General features: G+C 70.7%; 27 protein-coding genes. 18 read left to right on the top strand and 9 right to left on the bottom strand.

All coding sequences use genetic code 11. The features are described from left to right. The first annotated feature begins 19 nt into the window (after positions 1-19). The 3 genes from ACQP0U_RS16075 to ACQP0U_RS16065 are packed head-to-tail and all read left to right on the top strand — an operon-like array spanning position 20 to position 2,180. A complete protein-coding gene (locus tag ACQP0U_RS16075; RefSeq protein WP_433320350.1) occupies positions 20-1,360 on the top strand; it encodes a flavin-containing monooxygenase in 1,341 nt (446 codons plus the stop codon). Beyond that, the gene (locus ACQP0U_RS16070; RefSeq protein WP_433320347.1) at positions 1,357-1,737 is read left to right on the top strand and encodes an SDR family NAD(P)-dependent oxidoreductase; all 381 of its coding nucleotides are present in this window, start codon (positions 1,357-1,359) and stop codon (positions 1,735-1,737) included. Before ACQP0U_RS16075 ends, ACQP0U_RS16070 begins: the two co-directional genes overlap by 4 nt. Then, positions 1,644-2,180, top strand: a complete 537-nt coding sequence (locus tag ACQP0U_RS16065) for an SDR family NAD(P)-dependent oxidoreductase (RefSeq protein WP_433320344.1) — start codon at positions 1,644-1,646, stop codon at positions 2,178-2,180. The genes ACQP0U_RS16070 and ACQP0U_RS16065 overlap by 94 nt, the downstream gene beginning before the upstream one ends. 9 nt (positions 2,181-2,189) lie before the next feature. Here the strand turns inward: ACQP0U_RS16065 and ACQP0U_RS16060 are convergent, their stop codons facing one another. Continuing rightward, a complete protein-coding gene (locus tag ACQP0U_RS16060) occupies positions 2,190-2,840 on the bottom strand; it encodes a LysE family translocator (RefSeq protein WP_433320341.1) in 651 nt (216 codons plus the stop codon). 230 nt (positions 2,841-3,070) lie between these two features. Here ACQP0U_RS16060 and ACQP0U_RS16055 point away from each other — a divergent pair, with 230 nt between their 5' ends. From ACQP0U_RS16055 to ACQP0U_RS16045, 3 genes are all read left to right on the top strand, one after another. Next, positions 3,071-3,562 carry a DUF1992 domain-containing protein gene (locus ACQP0U_RS16055; RefSeq protein ID WP_433320338.1) on the top strand — a complete coding sequence of 164 codons (492 nt, stop codon included), beginning with the start codon at positions 3,071-3,073 and terminating at the stop codon, positions 3,560-3,562. A gap of 32 nt (positions 3,563-3,594) precedes the next feature. Next, the gene (locus tag ACQP0U_RS16050) at positions 3,595-4,137 is read left to right on the top strand and encodes a GNAT family N-acetyltransferase (RefSeq protein WP_433320335.1); all 543 of its coding nucleotides are present in this window, start codon (positions 3,595-3,597) and stop codon (positions 4,135-4,137) included. 159 nt (positions 4,138-4,296) lie between these two features. Next, positions 4,297-5,586 (top strand): MFS transporter, encoded by a 1,290-nt coding sequence (locus ACQP0U_RS16045; protein WP_433320332.1) that lies wholly within the window; start codon positions 4,297-4,299, stop codon positions 5,584-5,586. Between the two features lie 152 nt (positions 5,587-5,738). On the opposite strand, the gene ACQP0U_RS16040 is transcribed toward ACQP0U_RS16045, so the two are convergent. Then, a complete protein-coding gene (locus tag ACQP0U_RS16040) occupies positions 5,739-6,314 on the bottom strand; it encodes a maleylpyruvate isomerase N-terminal domain-containing protein (protein ID WP_433320329.1) in 576 nt (191 codons plus the stop codon). A 62-nt stretch (positions 6,315-6,376) separates the two neighbouring features. Here ACQP0U_RS16040 and ACQP0U_RS16035 point away from each other — a divergent pair, with 62 nt between their 5' ends. The 4 genes from ACQP0U_RS16035 (at position 6,377) to ACQP0U_RS16020 (ending at position 10,059) form a co-directional block, all read left to right on the top strand. After that, positions 6,377-7,399: a helix-turn-helix domain-containing protein gene (locus ACQP0U_RS16035; RefSeq protein ID WP_433320326.1), complete on the top strand. Its 1,023-nt coding sequence runs from the start codon at positions 6,377-6,379 to the stop codon at positions 7,397-7,399. A gap of 97 nt (positions 7,400-7,496) precedes the next feature. After that, positions 7,497-8,471 (top strand): ABC transporter ATP-binding protein, encoded by a 975-nt coding sequence (locus tag ACQP0U_RS16030; protein ID WP_433320323.1) that lies wholly within the window; start codon positions 7,497-7,499, stop codon positions 8,469-8,471. Positions 8,472-8,486: 15 nt separating this feature from the next. Beyond that, on the top strand, positions 8,487-9,245 hold the full coding sequence (locus tag ACQP0U_RS16025) for an ABC transporter permease (protein WP_433320320.1): 759 nt from the start codon (positions 8,487-8,489) through the stop codon (positions 9,243-9,245). Positions 9,246-9,276: 31 nt separating this feature from the next. Beyond that, a complete protein-coding gene (locus ACQP0U_RS16020; RefSeq protein WP_433320317.1) occupies positions 9,277-10,059 on the top strand; it encodes an ABC transporter permease in 783 nt (260 codons plus the stop codon). Between the two features lie 30 nt (positions 10,060-10,089). Here ACQP0U_RS16020 and ACQP0U_RS16015 read toward each other — a convergent pair whose 3' ends face one another. Further along, positions 10,090-10,566, bottom strand: coding sequence for a tetratricopeptide repeat protein (locus ACQP0U_RS16015; protein ID WP_433320314.1), 477 nt, complete (start codon positions 10,564-10,566; stop codon positions 10,090-10,092). 52 nt (positions 10,567-10,618) lie between these two features. Further along, positions 10,619-10,819: a hypothetical protein gene (locus ACQP0U_RS16010; RefSeq protein ID WP_433320311.1), complete on the bottom strand. Its 201-nt coding sequence runs from the start codon at positions 10,817-10,819 to the stop codon at positions 10,619-10,621. 373 nt (positions 10,820-11,192) lie between these two features. Here ACQP0U_RS16010 and ACQP0U_RS16005 point away from each other — a divergent pair, with 373 nt between their 5' ends. The 3 genes from ACQP0U_RS16005 (at position 11,193) to ACQP0U_RS15995 (ending at position 15,423) form a co-directional block, all read left to right on the top strand. Next, on the top strand, positions 11,193-12,575 hold the full coding sequence (locus tag ACQP0U_RS16005; protein WP_433320889.1) for an FAD-dependent monooxygenase: 1,383 nt from the start codon (positions 11,193-11,195) through the stop codon (positions 12,573-12,575). 195 nt (positions 12,576-12,770) lie between these two features. Continuing rightward, on the top strand, positions 12,771-14,672 hold the full coding sequence (locus ACQP0U_RS16000; protein ID WP_433320308.1) for a prolyl oligopeptidase family serine peptidase: 1,902 nt from the start codon (positions 12,771-12,773) through the stop codon (positions 14,670-14,672). Between the two features lie 166 nt (positions 14,673-14,838). After that, positions 14,839-15,423 carry a dihydrofolate reductase family protein gene (locus tag ACQP0U_RS15995; protein WP_433320305.1) on the top strand — a complete coding sequence of 195 codons (585 nt, stop codon included), beginning with the start codon at positions 14,839-14,841 and terminating at the stop codon, positions 15,421-15,423. 97 nt (positions 15,424-15,520) lie between these two features. Here the strand turns inward: ACQP0U_RS15995 and ACQP0U_RS15990 are convergent, their stop codons facing one another. After that, positions 15,521-16,528 carry an RNA polymerase subunit sigma-70 gene (locus tag ACQP0U_RS15990; RefSeq protein WP_433320886.1) on the bottom strand — a complete coding sequence of 336 codons (1,008 nt, stop codon included), beginning with the start codon at positions 16,526-16,528 and terminating at the stop codon, positions 15,521-15,523. A gap of 576 nt (positions 16,529-17,104) precedes the next feature. Between ACQP0U_RS15990 and ACQP0U_RS15985 the strand changes: the two genes are divergently transcribed. Further along, positions 17,105-17,635, top strand: a complete 531-nt coding sequence (locus tag ACQP0U_RS15985) for a pyridoxamine 5'-phosphate oxidase family protein (protein WP_433320303.1) — start codon at positions 17,105-17,107, stop codon at positions 17,633-17,635. On the opposite strand, the gene ACQP0U_RS15980 is transcribed toward ACQP0U_RS15985, so the two are convergent. Beyond that, complete coding sequence (locus ACQP0U_RS15980) at positions 17,567-17,752, bottom strand: hypothetical protein (protein WP_433320883.1); 186 nt, start codon at positions 17,750-17,752, stop codon at positions 17,567-17,569. The two genes, ACQP0U_RS15985 and ACQP0U_RS15980, sit on opposite strands and share 69 nt — an antisense overlap. A gap of 103 nt (positions 17,753-17,855) precedes the next feature. After that, positions 17,856-18,788, bottom strand: a complete 933-nt coding sequence (locus ACQP0U_RS15975; RefSeq protein WP_433320300.1) for a LysR family transcriptional regulator — start codon at positions 18,786-18,788, stop codon at positions 17,856-17,858. A 125-nt stretch (positions 18,789-18,913) separates the two neighbouring features. Here ACQP0U_RS15975 and ACQP0U_RS15970 point away from each other — a divergent pair, with 125 nt between their 5' ends. Then, positions 18,914-20,233: an MFS transporter gene (locus ACQP0U_RS15970; RefSeq protein ID WP_433320297.1), complete on the top strand. Its 1,320-nt coding sequence runs from the start codon at positions 18,914-18,916 to the stop codon at positions 20,231-20,233. On the opposite strand, the gene ACQP0U_RS15965 is transcribed toward ACQP0U_RS15970, so the two are convergent. Then, complete coding sequence (locus tag ACQP0U_RS15965) at positions 20,187-20,927, bottom strand: SDR family oxidoreductase (protein WP_433320294.1); 741 nt, start codon at positions 20,925-20,927, stop codon at positions 20,187-20,189. The two genes, ACQP0U_RS15970 and ACQP0U_RS15965, sit on opposite strands and share 47 nt — an antisense overlap. A 133-nt stretch (positions 20,928-21,060) precedes the next feature. Here ACQP0U_RS15965 and ACQP0U_RS15960 point away from each other — a divergent pair, with 133 nt between their 5' ends. Continuing rightward, positions 21,061-21,543 carry an RrF2 family transcriptional regulator gene (locus ACQP0U_RS15960; RefSeq protein ID WP_433320291.1) on the top strand — a complete coding sequence of 161 codons (483 nt, stop codon included), beginning with the start codon at positions 21,061-21,063 and terminating at the stop codon, positions 21,541-21,543. Positions 21,544-21,568: 25 nt separating this feature from the next. On the opposite strand, the gene ACQP0U_RS15955 is transcribed toward ACQP0U_RS15960, so the two are convergent. Then, positions 21,569-23,122, bottom strand: coding sequence for a glycosyltransferase family 39 protein (locus ACQP0U_RS15955; RefSeq protein WP_433320288.1), 1,554 nt, complete (start codon positions 23,120-23,122; stop codon positions 21,569-21,571). A 122-nt stretch (positions 23,123-23,244) separates the two neighbouring features. Here ACQP0U_RS15955 and ACQP0U_RS15950 point away from each other — a divergent pair, with 122 nt between their 5' ends. Then, entirely contained in the window at positions 23,245-24,276 is a 1,032-nt protein-coding gene (locus tag ACQP0U_RS15950) for an aldo/keto reductase (protein ID WP_433320285.1), read from the top strand. Continuing rightward, positions 24,273-24,779 carry a DinB family protein gene (locus ACQP0U_RS15945; RefSeq protein ID WP_433320282.1) on the top strand — a complete coding sequence of 169 codons (507 nt, stop codon included), beginning with the start codon at positions 24,273-24,275 and terminating at the stop codon, positions 24,777-24,779. The genes ACQP0U_RS15950 and ACQP0U_RS15945 overlap by 4 nt, the downstream gene beginning before the upstream one ends. The last annotated feature ends 44 nt before the right edge of the window (positions 24,780-24,823 follow it).

Below are 24,823 nucleotides of genomic sequence, written 5' to 3'. Positions count from 1 at the left end.
TGGATTAATGGGGGCGGCAATGGGCGTACCACAGCGGGTGGCGGTGATCGGCGCCGGCGCCGCCGGGCTGGCCGCGGTCAAGGCACTACGGGACGCCGACGTGCCCACTGTCGGTTTCGAGGCCGCCGAGCAGGTCGGCGGCCTCTGGGTGTACGGGGCTCCCGACTCGCCCGCATACCGCACGCTGCACCTCAACACCAGCCGTGGTCGCACCCAGTTCGCCGACCACCCGATGCCCGCCGACTGGCCGGACTACCCGGACCACCGGCGCGTCGCCGGTTACCTCGCCGACTACGCCGCCCGCTTCGGGCTGGCCGACGCCATCCGGCTGCGCCACACCGTCGAGCGGGTCACCCAGACTCCCTCCGGCACCTGGACGGTGGACACCAGCGGGCCGACCGGCCCGGTCCAGGTCACCGTCGACGCCGTGGTCGTCGCCAACGGGCACAACCGGGTGCCCCGGCTGCCCGACCCCGGGTACCCCGGCATCTGCACGGCCGAGCAGATCCACAGCCACGACTACCGGGGCCCGGAGCAGTTGGCCGGCAGGCGGGTCCTGGTCGTCGGAGGCGGCAACTCCGCGATGGACATCGCCGTGGACGCCTCCTACGCCGCCACCCGCACCCTGCTGTCGCTGCGCCGGGGCGTCTGGGTGGTGCCGAAGTACCTGCTGGGTCGCCCCTCGGACACCCTCAACGGGGCGTTGGCCCGCCGACTGCCGTGGCGCCTGCGTCAACGCATCAGCCAGACGATGCTGAGCACCACCGTCGGCAACCCCGCCCGCTACGGGCTGCCCGCGCCGACGCACGGCTTCCTCCAGGACCATCCGACGCTCTCCGACGGGTTGCTGTCGCGGCTGACCCACGGTGACGTCGAGGCCCGGCCCGGCGTGGCCGCCCTCGACGGCGACCGGGTGGAGTTCACCGACGGCCGCAGCGACACCGTCGATCTGATCATCTGGTGCACCGGCTACCGGGTGGACGTCCCGTTCCTCGACCCGGCGCTGCTCGCCGGGGGCGCCGACACCCTGCCGCTGTACCGGCACGTGTTCCACCCCGACGCCCCCGGTCTGAGCTTCGTCGGGTTGATGCAGTCCACCGGTTCGGCGTTCCCCCTGGTCGAGGCGCAGGCCAAGCTGATCGCCGCGCACCTCGCCGGCCGGTACGCGCTGCCGGAACCCGATCGGCAGCGCGCCGTCTGCCGGGCCGAACTGCGGGCCGCGACCGCCCGCTGGGGTCAGCGCCGCCCGGCGATGCGCGTGGACTTCGACGTCTACCTGGCCGAGCTGGCCCGGGAGTTGACCGCCGGGACCCGCCGCGCCGGCTCCCGCGCGGCCTCCTCGCCGGGAGCGCCCCGGTGAGCGGTCGGTCCCTGGCCGGTCGGCGGGTGCTGGTCACCGGGGCGAGCGGGACGTTCGGCCGCCACCTCGGCGTCGCACTGAGCGCGGCCGGCGCCCGGGTGGTGGGGCTCGACCTGCACTCCCGCCCCGACGACGACGTGCCGGTGCTCGGCTGCGACCTGACCGACCCGGAGGCCGTACCGGCGGCGGTGCGGGCCGCCGTCGACCGGCTCGGCGGGCTCGACCTGCTGATCAACAACGCCGGGGTGGGGGTCCCGCGCCGGCCGAGTTGCCGCCCGGCGAGGTGGTCCGCCGGCAACTGGAGGTCAACCTGCTCGCCGCCTGGCGCACCACCGCCGCCGCGCTGCCCCCGCTGCTCACCGCACGCGGGCGGGTGATCTTCGTGGCCAGCCGGATGGCGGTGCTGCCGCTGCCGCTGGCCGCCGCGTACGGGGTGAGCAAGCGGGCCCTGGTCGCGTACGCCGACGCGCTGCGCCACGAGGTGGGCACCCACGTCGGGGTGAGCGTCGTCTACCCGAGCATGGTCGCCTCACCGATCCACGACAGCACCGCCGAGGCCGGGCTGTCCCTGCGGGGGGTGTCCCGCCCCGAGCCGGTCGAAGGGGTCGTCGCGGCGATCCTGCGGACCGCCACCGCCCGGCGGGCGCCCCGGGACGTGGCGACGACCGCACGCGGCCGGCTGGAGATGGCCGTCGGCCGACACGCGCCCGCGCTGGCCGACCGGCTGGTACGCCGTACCCTCGCCGCCCGGCTCGCCGCCGGTGACCTGGACGCCGCGCCGCTGGCCGCCGCGATGGTCCGCCGCCACCGGGGGCGGTGACCGCCCGGGTCAGGGTGTGGCGACCGCCGCGCGGGAGCGGTCGGCGGCGATGCGCACGGCCAGCGCGGCCAGGGCGGTGCCGGTCACCCACCGCTGCACCCGCAGCCAGACCGGCCGGCGGGCGAAGAACCCGGCGAGGGTGCCGGCGGTGAGCACGATCAGCGCGTTCACGCTCAGCGCGACGGCGATCTGGGTCAGACCGAGCAGCAGGCTCTGCGTCGCCAGGTGCCCCCGGGTCGGGTCGACGAACTGCGGTAGCAGCGACACGTAGAGGATCGCGATCTTCGGGTTCAGCAGGTTGGTGACCAGACCCATGGTGAACAGCCGCCGGGGCGGGTCCGGCGGCAGCGGCGCGGGCGTGAACGGCGAGTGCCCACCCGGCCGCAGCGTCCGCCAGGCCAGCCAGAGCAGGTAAACGGCACCGGCGAGCTTCACCACCGCGTACAGCGTCGGCACCAGGACGAAGACGGTGGCCAGACCGGCGACCGCCGCCGCCAGGTAGACGCCGAAGCCGGCAGCCACCCCGAGCAGCGAGACCAGCCCGGCCCGGCGGCCCTGGGCCACCGAGCGGGACACCAGGTAGACCATGTTCGGGCCGGGTGTGAGCACCAGCCCCAACGCGACCAGCGCGATACCCAGCAGTGCGCCCGTACTCACCATGACGATCCCCCCGGTTCGGTAGTCCCCACACCGACCGTAATCGGGATGAACTTCCGGACCCAGGGCCACCTGGCGGGCCGTGGCCTGCGATCCGGGCTGATCCACTCGCGTTCGGTGGGCCCGGCGGCACCGCGGTGGGAATGCTCACCGTCGCGGGTGCGCTGACCCCTGGCAAGTGCGCGTCGCCGGCCGGAGGCGGCGCGTTACGGTGGCCAGGGAGGTGCCGCACGGTGACCGAGGCGTGGGAAGCGTCAGTGGAGGCGAAGATCCAGGATGCCGTGCAGCGCGGCGAGTTCGACGACCTGCCCGGCATGGGCAAGCCGATCCCCGGTCGCGGGGCGCCGTACGACGAGGCGTGGTGGATCAAGAGTTTCCTGGAGCGCGAGGCGCTCCCCAGCGACCTGCTGCTGCCCACGTCGCTGCAACTGCGCCGACGCGTCGAGCAGGTGCCCGACGAGGTCCGTGACCTGCCCACCGAGCAGTCCGTCCGCGACTTCGTGGGGCAGTTGAACACGCAGATCGTGGCGTGGCTGCGCTTCCCTGACGACGGCCCCCGGGTGGCGGTGCGACCGGTCAACACTGAGGACGTGATCCGCCGTTGGCGCGCCGAACGTGACCGACCCGAGGTCACGGCGACCGCCACCGAGCCGGTGACAGCCGTGCACCCGCCGCGTCGACCGCGCCGTGGGTGGTGGCAGCGGTGGCGCCGCCGTCGGGGCTGACCCGTAGGCCACGGTCACGGCACACTGTGCCGATGCTCATCGAATCGCGGACACCCGGCGCGCCCTCGGCGCCGGGTGTCGCTCTGCGCCAGTGGTGCGCCGACGACCTGGATGACCTGGTGGACGCGTACCGGGACCCGGTCCTGCGCCGCTGGACCAGAGTTCCGGTGACCACCGCCGCCGAGGCCCGGCGATGGCTGGAAGGCGCACTGCGGGACTGGGCCGACGGCCGGCGGTACACCTTCGCTGTCGTCGAAGAGCAGGCCGACGGCGCGCGGCTGGTGGGCAACGTGGTGCTCAAGGGAGTCACGCCGGAGCGCCGGGTGCCGGAGGTGGGCTACTGGACGGCGTCATGGGCACGCGGTCGCGGCGTCGCCCCGCGTGCGGTCACCGCGTTGAGCCGCTGGGCGTTCGACACCTTTCCCGAGGTGGCGCGTCTGGACCTGCTGCACCAGGTCGACAACGTGGCGTCCTGCCGGGTGGCGCAGAAATGCGGCTTCGTGTTCCAGGAGATCCTGCCGGCCCGCCCGCCCTTCCCGCTCGACGGTCACCGGCACACGCTCGACGCCGGCTGAGCCGGGCAGCACTCTCGACACCTCCCCGTCGGCGTCCGAGCCTGGTGCGAACGGATCCGAACAGGTCCGAACGCCTGCTCCCGGCCCCGAGGGCGCGAACGCGGATACGGTCTGGGCCGAGCGCCCAGACGACCGCCGGCGCCGGAGGAACGGGGCGAAGTGACCGAGCGCGCCGCGACGTACGCCGAGGTGTTCGCGGTACGCGAGTACCGCCACCTGTTCGGCGCCTACCTGCTGTCCCTGGCCGGTGACCAGCTCACGGCCGTGACCGTGGCGTACCTCGTCTTCACCGAAACCGGCTCGGCCGCGCTGGCGGCGGCCGCGTACGCCAGTTCCTACCTGGCCTGGCTCACCGGCGGACCGCTGCTGTCCGGTCTGGCCGACCGCTTCCCCCGGCGGCGGGTGATGATCGTGTGCGACCTTGGCCGCGCGGCGCTCATCCCGCTGGCGGCGCTACCGGGCCTCCCCGCGCCGGCCCTGGTGGGGCTCCTGTTCGTGGTCAACCTGATGCGGCCACCGTTCGTGGCGGCGCGGGCGGCGTTGATGCCCGAAGTGCTCGACGGCGACCGCTACGCCGTGGCCAACGGCGTGGACAACATCTGCGCCCAGGTGGTGCAGGTGGTCGGCTTCGCCGTCGGGGGGAGTCTGGTGGCGTTGCTGTCGCTGCGCGGTGCCCTGCTGGTGGACGCCGGCACCTTTCTGGTCTCCGCTGTTCTGATCAGGATAGGTGTGCGTTCCCGTCCCGCGCCCCGACCGCCGTCGAGCCCGACCGGCCAGGGTCGGGCGGTCGGGCTGCGGGTGATCTTCGCTGATTCCCGGCTGCGGTCCTACGTTCTCGTCCTGTGGACGGCCAGCGCCTTCACCTACGCGGCCGAGGGGCTGATGGCACCGCTGGCCCGGCAGTACGGCGGCGGCGCCGGCACCGTCGGACTGTTGCTGGCGGCGGCGCCGCTGGGGATGGCCCTCGGCGGGGTCGCGCTCACCCGGTTCTGCCCACCGGCGGCCCGGCCACGGCTCATCCTGCCGCTGGCCGCGATATCGGCCGGGGTGCTGACGGTGACGTGGCTCGTCCCTCCGCTGTGGATGATGCTCCTGCTGTTGGTGCTGGCCGGCGCCGCGAGCGCCTTCGCCATCCCCCTGAACGCACTGTTCGGCCGGGCGGTGCCGACGCAGTACCGGGGACGCGCCTTCGGGGTGGCGATCACCGGTCTCAGTGGGCTGCAGGGGACGGCGATGGTCCTGGCGGGTCTGGCCGCCGACCGGTGGCCGGCCACGACAGTGATCGGGTTCAGCGGGCTGTCCGGCGCGGTGGCGGTCCTCGCTCTCGTACCGCTGTGGCCGCGGCGACCTGCCCGCACAAGCGCGACGTTCGACTCTCCGGTCGAACAAGCCCGAACGACTCCGAACGCCGACATCTCTACCGCCGCAGCAGGCCGTGACCGACCCTGAGCTCACCTGGCGGGTACGGGGGCCGTCACCGAGGGGAGAGGAGAAGGGCATGCGCAGCGTTCGCAACCGTGGCATCAGCTGGACCTGACCGTGACGCTCCAACCGGGTGGTCGCCCGGCGGGCGACCACCCACCCCGCGACGCTGGCGCGAGTCAGTCGACAGCGGCCCGCCAGACCCACGAGGTGCGCCTCGCCCGGCCGGGCAGCTCACCGCGGCCGGTCATCCACAGCAGCACCTCGGATGCGTCGCCGGCCGGGGCGTCCGGGAAGAGTCGCCGCAGCACCAGCGCGCTCAGCCGCTGCGGCGGCTGCCACGGCACACCGAGGCCGAGGGTGATGTCATGGGTGTGCAGCAGGGTCTCGGCCACACCCATGGCGGCGAAGCCGGACGGATCGCACGGACCGAAGTGCCAGGCCCGCGCGTCCGGCGGGGCGGCGTCGACGGCGGCGGCGAGCAGACCGGCGCAGGCCCGCACCACGGTGAGCACCTGCGTCGGGGTCGCATCGGGGGAGACCCGCAGGTCGTACGGCAGATAGCCGTCATCCGGGCTGCCGGTGACCTGGCCCGCGTACGCGAGAACGTCGTGCGCCACGTGCGCCGCGGTGGTCCAGCAACTCCAGCTCAGCGTGCCGGCCGGCACCGACCAGTCGCCGTCCCGGCGTGCCACCAGCGCCCGGGTCATCTCCTCGGCAGCCTCCAGCACGTCGGCGCCGATCACCGCTGTCATTCGCCGACCCGCCGGGCCGCACCGGGCGCGGGAGTCCCGTCATGGATGAAGAAGATCGAAGCATGCAAGAATCCATCCTCGCATACGGGGGAGGCGAGCAGGTGTTGCCCAACCTGGTGGTGGACACGACGGTCTTGCCGCCGGCGGAGCGGTTCGAGTTCTGGTATGCCCTGGTCGCTCAGGAGACAGCGCCAGCACACATCAGCAGCGCCCAGCTGGACAACTTCGTCGCGTACGCCCAGGCCATCGATCTCGGCCGCATCCGGATGACCTCGCTGCGGTACCCGTCGCTGGACTCGACCCGGCCCGCGAAACTGGTCCGCCGGGCCGAGGGGAATGTGTACCAGCTCGCGATACCACTGACGGGTCGCAGCGCCTTGATCCAGGACCGCACCGAGACCACGCTCGAAGCCGCCCACCACTTCACGCTCCTGGACACCGCGCGGCCGCACGTCGCCCGGCACCACGCGGACGGCCCCGGTCTCGCCACCACGATCACCGTGCAGATACCCCACGCGGCGCTGCCCCTTCCGCCGGACCGGATCCGCCGCCTGCTGGCTACGCCGATGCCGTCGCACCTCGGCGTCGGCGGGCTGTTGGCCCACCACCTCCGCAGCATCGCGGCGCATCCGGAGCAGTATGAGCCGGCCCAGGCCGAGATCCTGGGCGGTGTGGCGCTGGACCTGCTCGCCGCTGCGCTCGCTCAGTACCTCGACGTCGAGGACGCCCTTACACCGGAGACCCGGCAGACCGCGCTGCGGGCCCGCGTCGTCGATTTCATCGACCGCCACCTCGACAGTGCCGAGCTCAGCCCTCGCAGCGTCGCCGCCGTCCACCACATCTCGCCGCGCTCGCTGCACCGCCTGTTCGAGGCCGAGGCGACGACTGTCGCCGAACTCATCCGCACCAAGCGCCTGGAGCAGTGCCGGCGTGATCTCGCCAACCCGCTGCTGCGGCAACCGGTCCACGCCATCGCCGCCCGTTGGGGATTCCCGGACAGGGCCCACTTCAGCCGCCTCTTCCGGTCTCGTTACGGACATTCACCGCAGGCCTACCGGACGGCTGTCGCGCACCAGGATCGGTGACCCGCGTCTTCCTGCGCCAACTTCCGCCTGCGTCGAGAAGTTGCATCTCTCTGCAAAATTCTTGCAGTCCACTGTCGAATTTCCGTAGGCTGCCCCGGTGAGCGAACATCCCCTGGTCGAGGCGAGAGATCTGACGAAGGTCTATCCACCGCGCGGGTCCACAGCGGAGTTCCGCGCGGTCGACGGCATCAACTTCGCGCTCGAGCGGGGAGAGTCCTTCGGGCTCCTCGGCCCCAACGGCGCCGGCAAGTCCACCACCATGCGGATGATCGCCGCGACGTCTCCGATCAGCGGCGGCAGCCTGCGTGTGCTGGGCATGGACCCGATGAGACAGGGGCCGGAGATCCGCGCCCGGCTGGGCGTCGTCACGCAGGACGACTACCTGGACAACGAGCTCACCGTGCGGGAGAACCTGCACATCTACGGGCGGTACTTCGGCCTGCCGAGGGCCGTCATCCGGGACCGCGCGACCCGGCTGCTCGACTTCGCTCAACTGCAGGAGAAGGCCGGCGACCAGGTCGAGACGCTCTCCGGTGGCATGCGTCGGCGGCTGACCATCGCCCGCTCCCTGATCAACGAACCGGACATCCTGCTGCTCGACGAGCCGACCACCGGCCTCGACCCGCAGGCCCGACACATCCTGTGGGACCGACTCTTCCAGCTCAAACAGCAGGGCGTCACACTCATCCTCACCACGCACTACATGGACGAGGCCGAGCAGCTCTGCGACCGGCTCATCGTGGTCGACCACGGCCGGATCGTCGCGCAGGGCTCACCCCGGGAACTGATCACCAGGTACGCCACCCGGGAGGTTCTCGAACTGCGCTTCCGCCTCGACGAACGGGACACCGCAGCGGAGAAGCTCCGGACGTCGGTGCTGGCCACCGGCGGCGGCGACACCGACGGGCGCGTCGAACTGCTCCCCGACCGGGTGCTCGTCTACACCGCCGACGGCGAGGCCGCCCTCGCCACGGTGCACGCCATGTCACTCACGCCGCTCACCGCACTGGTCCGCCGAGCGACGTTGGAGGACGTGTTCCTCAAGCTCACCGGCCGATCGCTCATCGAGTAGCAGGGGAGACCACTGGTGCTTCGCGTCTTCCGATACTGGCTCACGCTCTACCGGCGCACCTGGCGTGGCTCGATCGTCATCAACGTGCTGAACCCGCTGCTGTTCCTCATCGGCATCGGTGCCGGGCTGGGCGCCCTCGTCGACGACAACGCGCCGGCCCAGATCGCCGGCGTCTCCTACGCGGCGTTCTTCGCCCCGGGCATGCTGGCCGCCGCCGCGATGCAGAACGCGTTCCTGGACGCGTCCGGAGGAGTCGCCCGGGCTGCCGGCTTCGGGGCGTACCGGAGCGCCACACCGACGCCGCTGAGGCCGGAGCAACTCGCCGCCGGGCACCTGCTATTCATCACCTTCCGGGTGCTCATCGCCAGCGGCGCCTTCATCGCGGTGATGGCCGCGTTCGGGTTGATCCAGGGGTGGTGGGCTCTGGGCGCCCTGCTCGGTGCGACGCTGACCGGGGTCGCGTTCGCCGCACCCGCCGCCGCGTGGGCGGTCGGCGTACGCAAACTTCGCCACATCGACACGGTGTTCCGCTTCGTCATCATGCCGCTCTACATGTTCTCCGGCACGTTCTTCGCGGTCTCGCAGCTACCCGAGTGGATCCGACCGGTGTCCTACCTGCTGCCGCTGTGGCACGGGGTGGAGCTGTGTCGCACGCTCAGCCTCGGCACGGCCACGGTCACCGGCAGCTCCGTGCACATCGCCTACCTGCTGGCACTCGCGATCGGCGGCTTCCTGGTCGCCCGCATCACCTACCGCCGACGGTTGCACCCGTGACAACCCACGCCCAGAGCCTCGTGGAGACACCATGACCACCGTCGCCGTACCCGCCTGGACGAGACGCCGGGCCCTGGCGCTCATCGAACGCAACTTCATGATCTACCGCCGGTCGGTCACACCGCTGCTCAACGCGCTGGTCGAACCGATCCTGTACCTGCTGTCGATCGGCGTCGGCGTCGGGCTGCTCGTCGGCACGGTCCCCGGCGTCGACGTATCGTACGCCGCCTACGTGGCCCCCGCGATCCTGGCCACCACGGCGATGAACACGGCGTTCAACCAGACGAGCTTCGGTGTCTTCATCCGGATGAGGGTCGAGAAGACCTACGAGGCGATCCTGCCGACACCGCTCTCCGTCACCGACATCGCCGTCGGCGAGGTGACCAGCGCGATGATCAACGGGCTGCTGACGTCGATCGGGTTCCTCACCCTCATGGCCGTCGGTGGGCTGGTCACGTCCGCCTGGGTGCTGCTGGCCCTCCCGGCGTCGGTGCTGATCTCGTACGCGTTCGCCGCCGGCGGACTGGCCGTCACGACGTACCTGCGCGACTTTCCCGACTTCCAGTACATCCAGTTGTTCATGCTGCCGATGTACCTCTTCGCGACGACGTTCTACCCCCTGTCGGTCTACCCGGAGGCGGTGCGGCCCCTGATCCAGGCGCTGCCGCTCTACCACAGCATCGAGCTGGTTCGGGAGCCGGCGTTGGGCAACCTCGGCTGGGACCTGCTGATCCCGGTGGCCTACCTCGTCGCGTTCGGCTCGATCGCGATGTACGTCGCCACCCGCCGAATGACCCGGGCGATGCTGCGCTGACCCGCCGCAGGGGGCGCGCGGTCGGCCTTCCTACTGCCGGAGGTCGGTCGGGTCGTCCACCCTGAAGTCGCGGACGGCGGTGCGGATGGCCTCGCCATACGGGTCGTCCGGCAGATGCCCGAGGTGCTCTCGGGCCCGCGACAGGTGCTCGGCGGCCGCAGCCGTGTTACCCAGACGCCGGTGGCAGTCGGCCAGGTTGAGGTGCAGCGACGGCAGGAACGCCTGAACCTGCAGCGAGGACAGGTAACGCTGGGCGCGTTCGTTGGTCAGGTCGGACACGGCGGCCAGGGCACGCTCGTCCCAGCTCAGCTCCGCTTCGGTGGTGTCCTGTAGATCGGCGAGGTAGTGGGCGAGGGTGCAGCGGTGAAAGGCGTCGCCGTCGGGGCCGATCTCGTCCCACAGCGCGGTGAGAGTGTCCCGGGCGAGGACCTTCTGCCCTGATCGGCCGAGCTGCACCGCGTCGCCGATGCGGGTCATGGTCAGGTCCGAGGTTGGCTCGTTGTCCATGGCGCATGATGCTGGGGCCTCGACCCGGTCGAGGGTCAACACACCGCACCGATCACGGTTGGGAGACGATGGCCTCGAGCACCGAGCGGGCGGACGTCGGCCGACGGCCGATGAGGGTTTCCAACGTCGGGTCGGTGGCGGCGAACTCTCCCCGTCGCGCTGCGCGGTACCGGCCGAGGGTGAAGTCGGCGGCTGCTGCGGGCATGCCACGCGCGACGGCATCGGCCTTCCACTCCTCGTCACCGACGACCACTCGGGTGATGGCGCGGCCCGTGATGTCGGCGAGGAAAGAACTGGACGAGATGTTGCGCGGGCTATAGCTTGCAGTTGACCGCGACACCGCCCGAGGAGGTGAGACCCATGAACGTAGAAGCGATGTGGGTGCTCCCCCTTGCCGTCACGGTCGGGCGATTGACGTAGGTGTCGCCGGGAGCGCCCTGCCAACACGGCACTCCCGAGAGGCAACACCCATGCAATTCACCGCCGAGCCGTCGTCGACCGATCCGGTCGAGCGCGCCTCCACCGTGGGCCACGTCCACGGCCTTTCATCATCGTCGATCGCCAGCACCGATCGCGCGCCCCGCACGTACGACGTGATCATCGCCGGGTGCGGGCCGACCGGTGCGATGCTCGCCGCCGAACTGCGGCTACACGACGTACGGGTACTCGTTCTGGAGGAGAAGACCGAGCCGGCGTCGGCCGTCCGGATCGTCGGCCTGCACATCCGCAGTCTCGAGCTGATGGCGATGCGCGGACTGCTGGATCGCATCCTCCCGCACGGGCGGAAGCGTCCGGCCGGCGCCTACTTCGCCGCCATCCCCAAACCCGCACCCGAGGGCCTGGATTCCCGGTACGCCTACCTGCTGGGTATCCCGCAGCCGGTCATCGAACGGCTGCTCGAAGAACACGCCACCGAACTCGGTGCGCAGGTCCGGCGCGGTTGCGCGGTCACCGGTCTCGCACAGGACGACGAGGGTGTGACAGTCGAGCTGGCCGACGGGGAACAGTTGCGTTCGCGCTATCTCGTCGGCTGTGACGGCGGGCGCAGCACGGTGCGCAAGCTGCTGGGCGTCGGCTTCCCCGGCGAGCCCGCGCGGACCGAGAGCCTGATGGGCGAGATGGAAGTGGGCGTGCCGCAGGAGGAGATCGCCGCCACGGTGGCCGAGATCCGCGAGACCCAGCAGCGGTTCTGGCTCCGGCCCGCCGGCGTTGGTGTCTACAGCGTCCTGGTTCCCGCCGTCGGAGTCAGCGACCGCACCGAACCGCCCACCCTCGAGGATTTCAAGCAACAGTTGCGCGCCGTCGCCGGGACCGATTTCGGCGTCCATTCCCCGCGTTGGCTGTCCCGCTTCGGGGACGCCACCCGGCTCGCCGAACGGTACCGGGTCGGGCGGGTGCTGCTGGCCGGCGACGCGGCGCACATCCACCCACCCATCGGCGGACAGGGCCTCAACCTGGGCGTTCAGGACGCAATCAACCTGGGCTGGAAACTGGCCGCGCGGATCCGCGGCTGGGCGCCGGAGACACTGCTGGACACCTACCAGGCCGAACGGCGTCCGGTCGCCGAGGAGGTGCTGGACAACACCCGGGCACAGACCGAACTGCTGTCCACCGAACCGGGCGCGCAGGCCGTGCGGAGGTTGTTCACCGCGCTGATGGAGTTCGACGAGGTGAACCGGCACCTGCTCGAAAAGATCACCGCCATCGGCGTCCGGTACGACTTCGGCGCAGGCCCCGAGCTGCTCGGCCGCCGCCTACCCGACCTCGACGTGAAGCAGGGCAACCTCTACGGTCTGCTGCACCGCGGCCGCGGTCTGCTGCTGGACCGCACCGAGCGCCTGACCGTCGGCGGCTGGTCAGACCGGGTCGACTACCTCGCGGACCCCACCGCGGCACTGGACGTTGCGTGTGTCCTGCTCCGCCCCGATGGCCACGTCGCCTGGATCGGCGACGACCAGCGAGAGCTGGACGACAACCTCTCCCGCTGGTTCGGCGAGCCCGCCCGCTGACCAGGCCGGCGGCCCTCAGACTCAGGGCTCACCGGACATGACGACCATGATCCGCGCAACGTCGCTGTTCCTGCTGCTTCCTCGCGACGCGAGAAGCCCCCGCGACGTCGCGCGGATCATGGGCCGCCCGCCAACGCGGTGGTTCAGCGCTGGATCGATCGGGTGTTGCCCTTTCGATGCTGACAGACTGGTCGCATGACAGGTCTGACCGCCGAGCTCGTGGTCGACGGTCGTGACCCGCAGACCCCGGCGCTCGCCCCGAACGGGCGTCTGCTCTGCCACGTTCTCTCTCCCGTCAGCCGGACCGGTGATCACCTCGACACTGAACTCTGGCTCGTCGACGCCGATGGTGCCGTCGCGCCCTACCGGGCGACCGCCGACACCGCAACCGAGTCCCGGCCACGTTGGTCGGCGGACGCGGAGACGCTGTACTTCCTGTCCGACCGCGCCGACCGCGGCATCCCGCAACTGCACGGGCTCACCGCCACCGCCGGCACGACGACCACGTTGACCAGCTGGCGCGCCGGGGTCATCGACCACCTGCCGCTCGCCGACCCCAACCTGATCGCGCTGCTTGCCGAGGACGAACCCACCGAGCAGGACGAGCGCCGCGCCCGGGACCGCGACGACGTCATCGTCGTCGGCGTGTGCGAACCGCGTGCCCGCTTGCGCCTGCTCGACCTGCGCACCGGCCAGGTCACCACCCCGAATGTGTTCGGTGAGCGGCACGTCATGGAACTGCGGCAACGTCCCGACGGAGGCCCACTTGCCGTGCTGACCGGGGCCAGCGCCGACAACGACTACGGCCCGCGCACCGGCCAACTGCACCTGTTCGACCCCACGAGCGGGACTGCGCAGGACCTCGGACCGGTCGGGGCTGACGCACGATCTCTGGCCTGGTGGCTGGGCGAGGACGGTTGGCACCTCGGTTACATCGCGCTCACCCCACCGGCTCTACAGGCCGGCACCGCAGTGTTCGACCTGACCGTGAACAGCCGCGTCCTGCACAACCGCACCGCTGGTCTTTCGATCTGCCCCACCGAACTCTGCCAGACCGATGCCGCCCCGCTGGTCGTCTTCGCCGACGGCCTGAACACGACCCTGGCCCGGCTCGACCCCACCGACCTCACGACCCTGTCGCATCAACCCGGGCACCTCGACAACCTCACCACCACCCCCACCGGCGACACAATCGCAGTACGTGCCGGCACCCGCTACCAAACCCCGAACGTTCACATCGGACCACCGACCGGGCCGCTGCGAAGAATCACCGCCACCCGCCCGGAACTGGACGGCATCACACTCGGCACGCAACAACCGCTGGCCTACCGCGCCGCCGATGGCCTCGACCTGGACGGCTTGCTCGTACTGCCGGTCGGAAGAACCGCCTCCGATGGCCCGTTCCCGCTGGTCACGATCGTGCACGGAGGCCCGTACGATCGTTACGCCGATCGTTGCCAGTTGTTCTGGTTCCCGAGCGCACAGTGGCTGGCCGCCGCCGGCTACGCCGTGTTGCTGCCGAACCCGCGCGGCGGCCAGGGCCACGGCCACCAGTTCGCCGCCAGCGTCGCCGGCCGGGTCGGACAGCAGGAGTGGACCGACATCCTGACCGGCGTCGACCTGCTCATCGACGAGGGCATCGCCGACCCCGACCGCCTGGGCATCGCTGGCTGGAGCCACGGCGGCTTCATGTCAGCCTGGGCCATCGGCCAGACCGACCGCTTCCGCGCCGCGCTCGTCGGCGCCGGCGTCATCGACTGGGGCATGCTCGCGGCGACCGGGGAGAACGGCCAGTTCGAAGCCGCGCTCGGTGGCAGCACCGGATGGTCCGGCATCGGCCCGCACCCCCATGACGCGGTCAGCCCGATCTCCTTCGCCAGCCACATGAACACTCCGGTGCTCATCTTGCACGGCGCCGAGGACACCAACGTTCCAATCGGGCAGGCCGTGTACCTCCACCGGGCACTGCGCCACTTCGACGTCGAGCACGAGTTCGTGATCTACCCGAGAGAGGGCCACTCGATCCGGGAACGCCACCACCAGCTCGACGTTCTGCGCCGGACCCGCGCCTGGTTTGATCGCTGGCTCCAGCCCTGAGCGCGGGCGCACGGACCAGACTCGTTGGTTCCCCCGACAGCGCGGGAGGACGCCGACAAGCGCGCCTACCCGACCACGGCGGAGGCGGCGACCGAATGCGCACCGATTACTTTTCCGCGCCGCGCTCGTCTGTACGTGTGATCTCGACTCACGGAAGGCTGGCACGATGCGGAAACTGATCTTCGCCATGAACGTGACCCTGGACGGCTACGTCGCCGCGCCCGGGGACGACCTCGGCTGGAGTGGGGGTGGGGGACCGGACTCATCGCCGAGCGAAGAGTTCTTCCAGTGGTGGTCCGACCGGGTGGGGGCGACCGGCATGGCGCTGTATGGGCGCAAGCTGTGGGAGGCGATGAGTTCCCACTGGCCGACGGCCGACCAGCAGCCCGGCGCCACACCGGCGGAGATCGAGTTCGCCCGCCGCTGGCGGGACATGCCGAAGGTGGTGTTCTCCTCCACGATCCGCACTGTCGACTGGAACACCCGCCTGGTCACCGGGGACGCGGTCGCCGAGATCACCCGGCTCAAGGCCGAGGACGGCGGCCCGATCGACATCGTCGGCGCGACGCTTGCCGGGGCGGCCATGCGGGCCGGGCTGATCGACGAATACGCCCTGTTCACCCACCCGGTCCTGGTGGGCGGAGGCACACCGTTCTTCACCGCGTTGGACACCTGGGTGAACCTGAACCTGCTCGAGACGCGGACATTTCCCGGCGGCCTGGTGCTGACCCGATACGAGACGAGGCGATGAACAGGCACCACAAGCAGTTAGTCGGAGTGCTCATTCCGCGGTGACGTTGGAGACGGTGGCCCGTGCGCTGGGCCCGCCCCCGGTGGGACATGTGTGATCACAGTGTCGGGGGCAGGTCCAGCCATGGTTTGTCGGTGGCGTCGAATCCGGTGAGTTCGGCGATCTTCCCGTCGACGATGTGCAGGACGGCGATATTGAACAACCGGTACTCCGGGTCGTTGGGGGTGCGGCGGTACAGCACGGCGGCGGGCATCCGGTTGACCGTCGTGGTGATACAGCGCCAGTCGTCGTAGCCGTGCTGGAAGAGCCCGTTGGAAACCCAGCCCTCCACCGCGTCCTTGGCAGTGAGGATCAACTCACCCGGGTCGGGAAGCATCGCGAAGCGCAGGTCCTCGCGCAGCAGCGCCGTCAGCCCGTCAAGATCGTTCCGCTCATGGGCGTCGATATACGACTTCACCACGGCGCGCTCGTCATTCGACAACTCGTGCGTCGCGGGGCTCCGCCAGTCGAGGCGGCGGGCGGGCAGTTGCTCGCGCATCGTCACGCGCGCCCGCTGCAGTGCGCTGGTCACCGATGCGACGGTCAGCTCGAGGGCGTCGGCGGCCTTCGACGCCGGCCAACCGAGGACGTCGCGCAGGATGAGCACCGCCCGCTGCCGTGGCGGCAGGTGCTGGACGGCGACGATGAAGGCCAGCTCGATGGTCTCCCGCGCCACCACCGATTCCTGCGGGTCCTCCGGGAGCATCCCGTCCGGGTAGGGCTGCAGGTATCGCACTTCGGAGCCCGCGTCCGGCAGCTCGGCAGTCACGGGTGTGCGGTCGTTGCGCTTCTTCAGGAACTCGAGGCAGGCGTTCGTCGCGATCCGGTACAGCCAGGTCCGCAGGGCCGCGTGGCCCTTGAACGACTCTCGTTTGTTCCACGCTCGCAGGAACGTCTCCTGCGTCATGTCCTGGGCGTCCTCGTAGTTCGCGAGCATCCGGTAGCAGTGCACCTGCAACTCGCGCCGGTGAGGCTCCGTGATTCGTGCAAACCGCGCCGTGTCGCCTGAGCGGGCCACCGCGATGAACGTGGCCTCGTCGGCACCCGGCAATCTGGCATCGGTCATGGTCAGCAATCCTTCCACCAGGCCTGAGGGCAGTAACAGAACTGACGACGTGGCGGAGGTTTTCTGATCGGTGAAGCCGCTGACACCTGGCCATTCGCCTGGCAGGCCGGTCGGGTCGAACCGTCCGGGACGTGCTCCGCGGCAGCCCGCTGCCGGATCAGATCACGTTCCTCTACGGAGGACACAGGGCTCACGCTGCTCTTCGAACGGGGGCCGCCGCACCTCGCCGGAGAACCCCGCACAGAATTATCGCTTTACCAGTAACGATAATTCGATAATTACCTGCCACATTCCGGGCAAATCGTCCGCGCACCATAATGACAGTTATGGTGCGCCTGTCATCCGGGATTGCCGCTGGCGTTGCTGAGGTGGTGTTGGGCTCGCCTGTCGGCGTCTGTGCTGACGTTCCGTTAGGGGATCGTGGCCAGGGCATCCTGTCGATGATCGCCGGGGCGGTGATGTCCGCAAGAAATCTGACACAAGGTGTCAGGCTTCGGGTCGAGGATGGCTTCACCGGTCGGTGTCGATGGCGCGGACTGGGCACCACGGATGCATACGGGACAGATAAGGATCTCCATGCGCGAAACTTCAGAGGATCTCCAAGAGCTTCAGGCCCTCCTTGACGCCTCCCTCTCCCGCTCCACCTCGCACCTCCGCTCGATCATCAAGGCGGAAAACACATTGACCGCCGAGCAGGTCACCCAGGTCCTCACCGGCATGTGCACCCTCGCCCTGTCCACCGTGACGGCGAAGGGCGAGCCGCGGATCAGCGGTGTGGACGGGCACTTCCTGCACGGGAGGTGGCACTTCGGCACGGCGCGCAACGCCGCCAAGGCGCGCCATCTCGCGGCGCGGCCTGCCGTCAGCGCCGCGCATATGCGCGGTGAGGACTTGGGCGTGTTCACGCACGGCAAGGTGGAGATCCTCAACCCCGAGGTTGGCGAGCCGGCCGCGGACTGGCCCGACCTGCTCGCGTACCTCAAGGACTTCTACGGCGACGATCTCTTCGACTGGGAGAACGAGGTGGTCTACTACCGGCTACATCCGCACTGGATGACCGTCTACGCCCCCGACATCGCGAAGCTCACTGCGGCGGACCAGTCCTGATTCCGCAGCACGGGCCGCATCGGGCCCTTCCAATTTCTGCATGTGCATGTAGAGCAGCGGTCGGTTCATCTGCATCTGCCGCGCCAACTCGCTGACGTAGGTCCGCTGTCGGGCCACGGCGGCCAGGATTCGCAACCAGTGCGGGCTGGCCAGCACGGCCAGCAGCGACACGAGGTCGACACCGGTCGGCGAGTCAACGGACGCGGTGGCGCGGCGCCGATCACTGACCCCAGGGCGGCAGCCAGACCTCGATGTCGGGCGACTGCGCTCGCCGGGAGTCGAGGTAGTCGCGCAGTGCGCGCAGCGCGGGGTGCGGGTTGTCGTCGCGCCAGATGAGGGACATGGGGTATATGGGCGCCGGGTCGCGCACCGGTACGCGCCGCAGGTCGTAGCTGTCCGGCCACAGGTACCGGGTGCGTTCGCCGGCGAGGGTCGCCAGCTCCGCGGATTCGGCGATCTCGGCAAGCAGCGCCTCGTTGCCGAAGACCGGCCCGACCAGGTCGATGGTGAGGCCGAACGCGGCGGCGAGTTCGTCGTAGTAGTCGGCCCATTCGGTGCCGGGGGCCATGCCGGGCATCCAGATGCGGTGGTCGGCGAGTTGTGCGGGCGTGACGGCGCGGGCGTTGGCGAGGGCGTGGCGTGGGCCGACGAGCAGTTCGTGGTGCTCGTCGATCACGCGCCTGGTCCTGATCGAAGCGGGTAGGTGGCGCGCGGCGACGGTGACGGCGTGGAAGGTGGCGTCGACAGTCCCCGCCTCGACGGCGGCCATCGCGGCGTGGACGTCGGCGTCGAGGGTGACCACGTCCAGCTCGATGCGTGGATACGCGCGGTGGAAGTCCTGCAGCAGCACCGCCGGTGCGATCCGTCGGCTGTGCACGTCGATGCGCAGCGCCCGGCGGCCGGGGCGTACGGAGGCGTCGGCGCGCGCCTCGGCCCGGAGCAGTTCACGGGCGTGCGGCAGGAACGTCTGACCGTCGACGGTGAGGTGGGTGCCGCGAGCCGTGCGGGTGAACAGCCGTACCCCGAGGTCCTTCTCCAGGGCGGCGATGCGCTTGGAGACGGCCTGCTGGGTGACCGACAGTGCGGCGGCGGCGTCCTGGAACTGGCCGGCGTCGACTGCGGCGACGAAGGTGCGTACGGCGTCGAGATTCACCCCGGCAACCCTACTGGCACAACGTCTGGTTGTGGCTCGCCCCGGAGTCGGTTGTTTGATCAGTGGTCAGCGGCGTTGCTTTGATCGCAGCGGTCAACGGTGCGTTGTGCGGATCGGGGGTAGGGGTGTCCGCGAGGCGATCTCTGGGACGGCGGTTCGGGTGGTTGTGGGCGTCGTACGCGGTCAGCGCCTACGGCTCGGGGCTGGGTTTCGGGGCGTTGCCGCTGATCGCCGTACTGGTGTTGCAGGCCAGCCCCGCTCAGGTGTCCGTGTTGGCGGCGCTGGGGCCGGCGGTGGGCGCGCTGATCGCGTTGCCGCTCGGGCCGTGGGTGGAGTTCCGTCGCAAGCGCCAGGTGATGATCGCGATGGACCTGGCCCGGTTCGCGGTCCTGCTGACGGTCCCTGTCGCGTACGCGCTCGGTCGGCTCAGCTTCGGGCAGTTGCTTGTCGTCTCGGCAGTGGTCGCCACCGCCAAGATCGCTTTCAATGCGGCCAGCGGCGCGTTCCTCAAGGCCCTCGTCCGGCCGGAGGACCTGCTGGTGGCGAACGCGCGGTTCGAGTCGACGACCTGGAGCTCGATCGCGCTCGGCCCGCCGCTGGGCGGCGCGGCGGTCGGCCTGTTCGGGCCGGTCGTCACCACCGTGGTCGACGCGCTCAGTTACCTGCTCTCGGCGCTGGGCATCACGGCCATTCGCGGCCACGAGGACCACCCTCGGCGCACCGGCGGCAGCCGGGTCCGGACCGGTGAGCTGCTCGACGGCTGGCGGCACCTGCTCACCCATCGCGGCCTGCGGGCGCTCTACCTCAACCAGTTGCTCGTCGGCGGGCTGATCATGGCCACCGAGCCGCTGCTGGCCGTACTCCTGCTCGGCGAGCTGGGTTTTCCACCCTGGCATTACGGCCTGGCCTTCGCCGTGCCCTGCGTCGGCGGCCTCATCGGGTCGCGCCTGGCCCGTCGGGTCGTGGCGCGTCACGGCCAGCATCGGATCATCCGCACCGTGGGCACGCTGCGCGCGATCTGGCTGATCGGCCTCGCCTTCGTCCAGCCCGGCGTGGCCGGTCTCGCCACCGTGATCGCTGTCGAACTCGCGATCATCATCAGCATGAGCCTGTACAACCCGGTGCTCGCCACCTACCGCCTGGAGCAGACCCCGAAGGATCGCGTTGTCCGTACGCTCTCGGCCTGGTCGATCGGGAGCAGCGCGGCCATCGCCATCCTCAGCGCGCTCGGTGGGCTGCTCGCGCAGGCCACCAGCCCTCGCACGGCGATCACGGTCGCGGGGCTGGTAATCCTCGCGAGCCCGCTGCTGCTGCCCCGCCGCCCGGACGCCTGTCGACCGGCACCGCACGTCGCCGTCGTGATCGACTGCCACGGCGACGTGCGGGTCGGTCGACACCTCAGGCCTGGCGGCCGAGCCACTCGCGGTAGGCGGTGGGCGCGATGACAGCGTCGTCCTTGGCGATGAGGACGTCGTCGGGGGCGGCGGCGAACATGCCGGCGCTGTCGTCGGTGGTGACGGTGCGCTGGTCACCACGGGCGGCGAGGGTGATCCGCCCCAGCTCGTCGAGGGCGAAGACGTCGGGGCCGGCGACGTTGCGGATGCCCTGCAGCGGCGTGCCCATGCTGACCTCGGCGACGGCCTGCGCGACGTCGGCGGCGGCCATCGGCTGCACCGGCGTGCTGGGCAGCCGGACCGTGCTGTCGTCGGCAGTCCAGGACAGGATCGCCTCGATGAACTCGAAGAACTGGGTGGCGCGGACGATCGAGTACGGAATGGGACCGGCGGTGAGGATGTCCTCCTGGAGGGTCTTGGCGCGGTAGTAGTCCAGGCCGGGCACCTGGTCGACGCCGACGATGGAGAGGATCACCGCGTGGCCGACGCCCGCGCCTGCGGCGGCGGCCAGCAGGTTGTCCATGGTCGTCTGGAAGAAGGCGGGCGATGCGTCGTCGAAGGTGGGCGAGTTCGTGAGGTTGACGACCACCTCGGCGCCGACGAGCGCCTCGGACAGGCCCTGCCCGGTGAGCAGGTCCACCCCGGTGGACAGCGAGAGCGGCACCGCTTCGTGCCCCGCGGCCTGCAAGATCTTGACGACCTGCGACCCGATGAGGCCGGTTCCGCCCAGTACGGCGATTTTCATGCCATGCACCTTCCCGTGACTGTGTGGTCGTTTGTCCGGCTGCCGAAACGCCCGCCGATACTCGGACCCCTTATGTCCGAGAACTATACTCGGACACAACGAGTCCGAGTAACGGGGTGACTAGGGTGACGTCATGAAGATGTCCGGCGGGGTGGAGTGGGCGCTGCACTGCTGCGTGGTGCTCACGGCCAGCAACACGCCCGTTCCGGCGGCCAAGCTGGCGGAACTGCACGACGTCTCCAGCAGCTACCTCGCCAAGCAGCTCCAGGCACTGGCCCGCGCCGGCCTGATCCACTCCGTACAGGGCAAGTCGGGCGGCTACGTGCTGACCCGCGCACCGGAGAGCATCACCCTGCTCGACGTGGTCCGGGCCGTCGACGGCCCCGGCCCGACCTTCGTCTGCACCGAGATCCGCCAGCGCGGCCCCTTCGCGACCCCGGCCGACGCCTGCACCACGCCGTGCCCGGTGGCCCGCGCGATGTGGGCGGCCGAGGACGCGTGGCACCAGGCACTCGCCGCGGTCACGATCGCCGACCTCGCCCGCGACGTCGACGCCAACTCCGGCCCCGAGGCCCTGGTCGGCATCCAGGCCTGGCTGACCAGCGGAGCCGGCTGAGCCTGGCCGAGCCGGCTGCGCACGGTCAGCCGGTGTGGCGTACCTCGGTGTCCCAGATCTGCGCCCACGGACGCCGCAGCCCCCGGCACACGTGGATCGGGCCGCCGTTCTCGTCGTTCTCCACCTCGACCCGCTGGTCCACCCGCCCGGCGAGCGTGCACTGCTCGAACCAGGTGTTCAGCTGGTCGGGGCGCTCCCAGCCGACCGCGATTACCACGTCCGCGTCGGCGGGCGGGCGACCGAAGTCGACCATGCTGTTGTGCCCGGAGTACGCCCGGGGCAGATCACGGGCCGGACCGTAACGGGCCACCGCACCGGCCTCGCCGTAGTTGCTGGTCAGGACGACCGCTCGCGGACGTTCCTGCGGCGGCAGGCCACGATGGACAGCCGCGAGCGAGTCGGCGAACTCCGGCCAACCGATCGTCTCGCCGGCGTCGTAGTTGACGTCGACCACGAAGCCGGGCAACCGGTCGGCCGGCAGCACCGGCAGCAGCAGCACGACGTTGGGCAGCAGGAACGGCACCACGCCCAGCGCGAGCAGCCCTCGACGCCACCAGAGCGACCCGCGCGACGCCCACGCGACGGTGACCAGCGCCCCGGCGGCGGTGAGGACCAGCAACAGCGGCGCGTCGTAGTAACCCTTGCCGCCGGCGATCAGCACGATGCCGACCACCACCAGCCAGGCCCAGCCCACCGCCCGGTAGGCCCGCCACGCCGGTCGGCGGAGCAGCGCGACGAGGCCGGCGATCCAGATCGGTACGGCGTACGGGCTGATGATGACGAACTGGAGGTAAAGCGCATCGAGCCGACCGCTGTAGGAGCTGTCGCCGTCCGAGATGGACGCAGCCACACCGAGCTGCGGAAAGCCGTGCGACGCCTGCCAGATCAGGTTCGGCGCGGCCAGCACCACGGCGACCCCGGCGGCGGCGAGCACCCACCTGTCGCGCAGCAGCCGACGCGGCCCGGCGATGAGCACCCCGGCGACCAGGCCCACGGCCAGCAGCGCAGGCAACAGCTTGCTGAGCATGCCCACGCCGAGCGCCAGCCCGATGCCCAGCGCCCAGCGGCTGTCGGCGGTGCGCAGCAACCGCACCGCACACCACGCCGCGACCAACCAGACCAGCAGGTCGACGGTGGTGGTGCTGAGCAGGTGGCCACTGGCGAGCACGATGCCGGACAGCGCGGCGAGCACCGCCGCGAACAGTTGCGCGCCACGGCCGGCGCCCAACTCACGGGCGATGGCGGCGACCAGCAGCACCGCGCCGCCGGCCAGCACGGCCGACGGGGTACGCAGCACCACCAGGTTGCCCGGGGCGATCGTGTCGAGCAGCCGAGCCAGCGCCGGGACCAGCGGACCCTGATCGACGTAGCCCCAGTCCAGGTGGCGACCGGCGAGCAGGAAGTACAGCTCGTCGCGGTGGTAGCCGTAGCGGCCGGCGAGCAGCAGCAGCGTCGCGGTGGTGGCGGCGGCCACCAGCCACGGACCGCGCGTGGGCACGCCGGGCTCCGGTGGCCGCCCCGGCGGTGGCGACTGCGCCGGCTGCTGAGGTCGGTCGATGTCGATCGCGGGCTCGCTCACCCGCTCATGATGACCGGTGGGACGCCCGCGCGGGTGCCCGTGTCGGGGCCTTGCGGCCTCCATGTGCAGGTGGCCCAACCGAGTGCGAAGATCAGCTTTGTTACTCGGACCGAAAGGACGATATGCGCTATCGCACTCTGGGCAGCACCGGCACCGTGGTGTCGACCCTGTGTCTGGGCACGATGACCTTCGGCGCGGAGACCGACGAGGCCGGCAGCTTCGCCCAACTGGACCGGTTCGTCGAGGCCGGCGGCACGTTCATCGACACCGCTGACGTCTACTCCACCGGCGTCTCCGAGGACATCATCGGGCGCTGGCTGCGCAGCCGACCGCACCTGCGCGACCGCCTGGTGATCGCCACCAAGGGGCGGTTCCCGATGGGCCCGGGGGCGAACGACGCCGGCCTGTCCCGGGTGCACCTCACCCGCGCTCTGGACGCCAGCCTGCGGCGACTCGGCGTCGAGGCCATCGACCTGTACCAGGCGCACGCCTGGGATCCGCTGACCCCGCTGCCGGAGACGCTGCGGTTCTTCGACGACGCGGTCAGCGCCGGCAAGATCCGCTACGCGGGGGTCAGCAACTTCACCGGTTGGCAGTTGCAGAAGGCCGCCCTGCTCACCGAGCACCTCAACCTCACCCCCATCGTGACCCTGCAACCGCAGTACAACCTGCTGGCCCGGGAGATCGAGTTCGAGTTGGTGCCGGTCTGCGAGAACGAGGGCATCGGCATCCTGCCGTGGTCACCGCTCGGCGGCGGCTGGCTGACCGGCAAGTACCAGCGCGACAGCACGCCCACCGGCGCGACGCGGCTCGGCGAGAACCCGCAGCGCGGCGTCGAGGCGTACGCGGGTCGCAACGCCGAGGAGCGCACCTGGCGGGTGCTCGACGCGGTCCGCCAGATCGCCGGGGAACAAGGAGCGTCGATGTCGGCGGTGGCGTTGGCCTGGCTGGCGGCCCGACCGGCGGTCACCTCGGTGATCCTCGGCGCGCGTACCACCGAGCAGCTCGACGACAACCTGACCGCCGCCGATCTGGTCCTCGACGCCGAGCAGATGCGGCTGCTGGACGAAGCGAGCGCCCCGCTGGTGGGCGACTACCCGTACGGCGGCGCGGGTGTACGCCAGCGCGGCCGTGACCTGCCGACCGGGTCATGACGTCGTTCCCCGAACCCACCAACCCGGCCGGCAGCCGCACCGAGGTCTTCCTGCGTTACCTGGACTACTTCCGGGAGTCCGTGGTGGCCAAGGTGTCGGCGCTGGCCGAGCCGGAGCTTCGGCGTAGCCGGTTGCCGTCCGGATGGACCCCACTGGAGCTGCTCACACACCTGCGCCACGTCGAGCTGCGCTGGATCGAGTGGGGTTTCCAGGGCCGGGACGTCGCCGAACCGTGGGGCGACCGTCGCGAGGACCGTTGGTACGTCGCCCCCGACGAGACCAGCGCGGATCTGGTGGCGGCACTGCGGGCGCAGGGCGCGCACACCACGGCCGTGGTGACGGCACACGACCTGGCCGAGATCGGTGCGCCGGGCCCGCGCTGGAACGGCGCGGACCCGGCGTCGCTGGAGCGGGTGCTGTTCCACCTGGTGCAGGAGTACGCCCGCCACCTGGGCCACCTCGACGTGGTCGCCGAACTCGCGGGCGGCCCGACCGGCGAGTGAGGCGCCGGCTCGATGATGGGCTGATGCCGGCCACACCAGATCTT

It is taken from the genome of Micromonospora sp. CA-269861 (genome assembly GCF_050948505.1).
In the GTDB taxonomy this organism is placed as follows: Bacteria; Actinomycetota; Actinomycetes; order Mycobacteriales; family Micromonosporaceae; genus Micromonospora.
The sequence above is the reverse complement of the archived record's forward strand: the minus strand, read 5'-3'. Positions and strand labels throughout refer to the sequence as shown.

Excerpts from the sequence above, each read along its gene's own strand:
- ACQP0U_RS15995 (WP_433320305.1), top strand. The coding sequence starts at position 14,839 with ATGCGGAAACTGATCTTCGCCATGAACGTGACCCTGGACGGCTACGTC.
- ACQP0U_RS15985 (WP_433320303.1), top strand. The coding sequence starts at position 17,105 with ATGCGCGAAACTTCAGAGGATCTCCAAGAGCTTCAGGCCCTCCTTGAC.
- ACQP0U_RS16075 (WP_433320350.1), top strand. The coding sequence starts at position 20 with ATGGGCGTACCACAGCGGGTGGCGGTGATCGGCGCCGGCGCCGCCGGG.
- ACQP0U_RS16005 (WP_433320889.1), top strand. The coding sequence starts at position 11,193 with ATGCTCGCCGCCGAACTGCGGCTACACGACGTACGGGTACTCGTTCTG.
- ACQP0U_RS16020 (WP_433320317.1), top strand. The coding sequence starts at position 9,277 with ATGACCACCGTCGCCGTACCCGCCTGGACGAGACGCCGGGCCCTGGCG.
- ACQP0U_RS15960 (WP_433320291.1), top strand. The coding sequence starts at position 21,061 with ATGAAGATGTCCGGCGGGGTGGAGTGGGCGCTGCACTGCTGCGTGGTG.
- ACQP0U_RS16040 (WP_433320329.1), bottom strand. The coding sequence starts at position 6,314 with ATGACAGCGGTGATCGGCGCCGACGTGCTGGAGGCTGCCGAGGAGATG.
- ACQP0U_RS15945 (WP_433320282.1), top strand. The coding sequence starts at position 24,273 with ATGACGTCGTTCCCCGAACCCACCAACCCGGCCGGCAGCCGCACCGAG.
- ACQP0U_RS16035 (WP_433320326.1), top strand. The coding sequence starts at position 6,377 with ATGCAAGAATCCATCCTCGCATACGGGGGAGGCGAGCAGGTGTTGCCC.
- ACQP0U_RS15990 (WP_433320886.1), bottom strand. The coding sequence starts at position 16,528 with ATGACCGATGCCAGATTGCCGGGTGCCGACGAGGCCACGTTCATCGCG.
- ACQP0U_RS16015 (WP_433320314.1), bottom strand. The coding sequence starts at position 10,566 with ATGGACAACGAGCCAACCTCGGACCTGACCATGACCCGCATCGGCGAC.
- ACQP0U_RS15950 (WP_433320285.1), top strand. The coding sequence starts at position 23,245 with ATGCGCTATCGCACTCTGGGCAGCACCGGCACCGTGGTGTCGACCCTG.
- ACQP0U_RS15965 (WP_433320294.1), bottom strand. The coding sequence starts at position 20,927 with ATGAAAATCGCCGTACTGGGCGGAACCGGCCTCATCGGGTCGCAGGTC.
- ACQP0U_RS16050 (WP_433320335.1), top strand. The coding sequence starts at position 3,595 with ATGCTCATCGAATCGCGGACACCCGGCGCGCCCTCGGCGCCGGGTGTC.
- ACQP0U_RS16000 (WP_433320308.1), top strand. The coding sequence starts at position 12,771 with ATGACAGGTCTGACCGCCGAGCTCGTGGTCGACGGTCGTGACCCGCAG.
- ACQP0U_RS16060 (WP_433320341.1), bottom strand. The coding sequence starts at position 2,840 with ATGGTGAGTACGGGCGCACTGCTGGGTATCGCGCTGGTCGCGTTGGGG.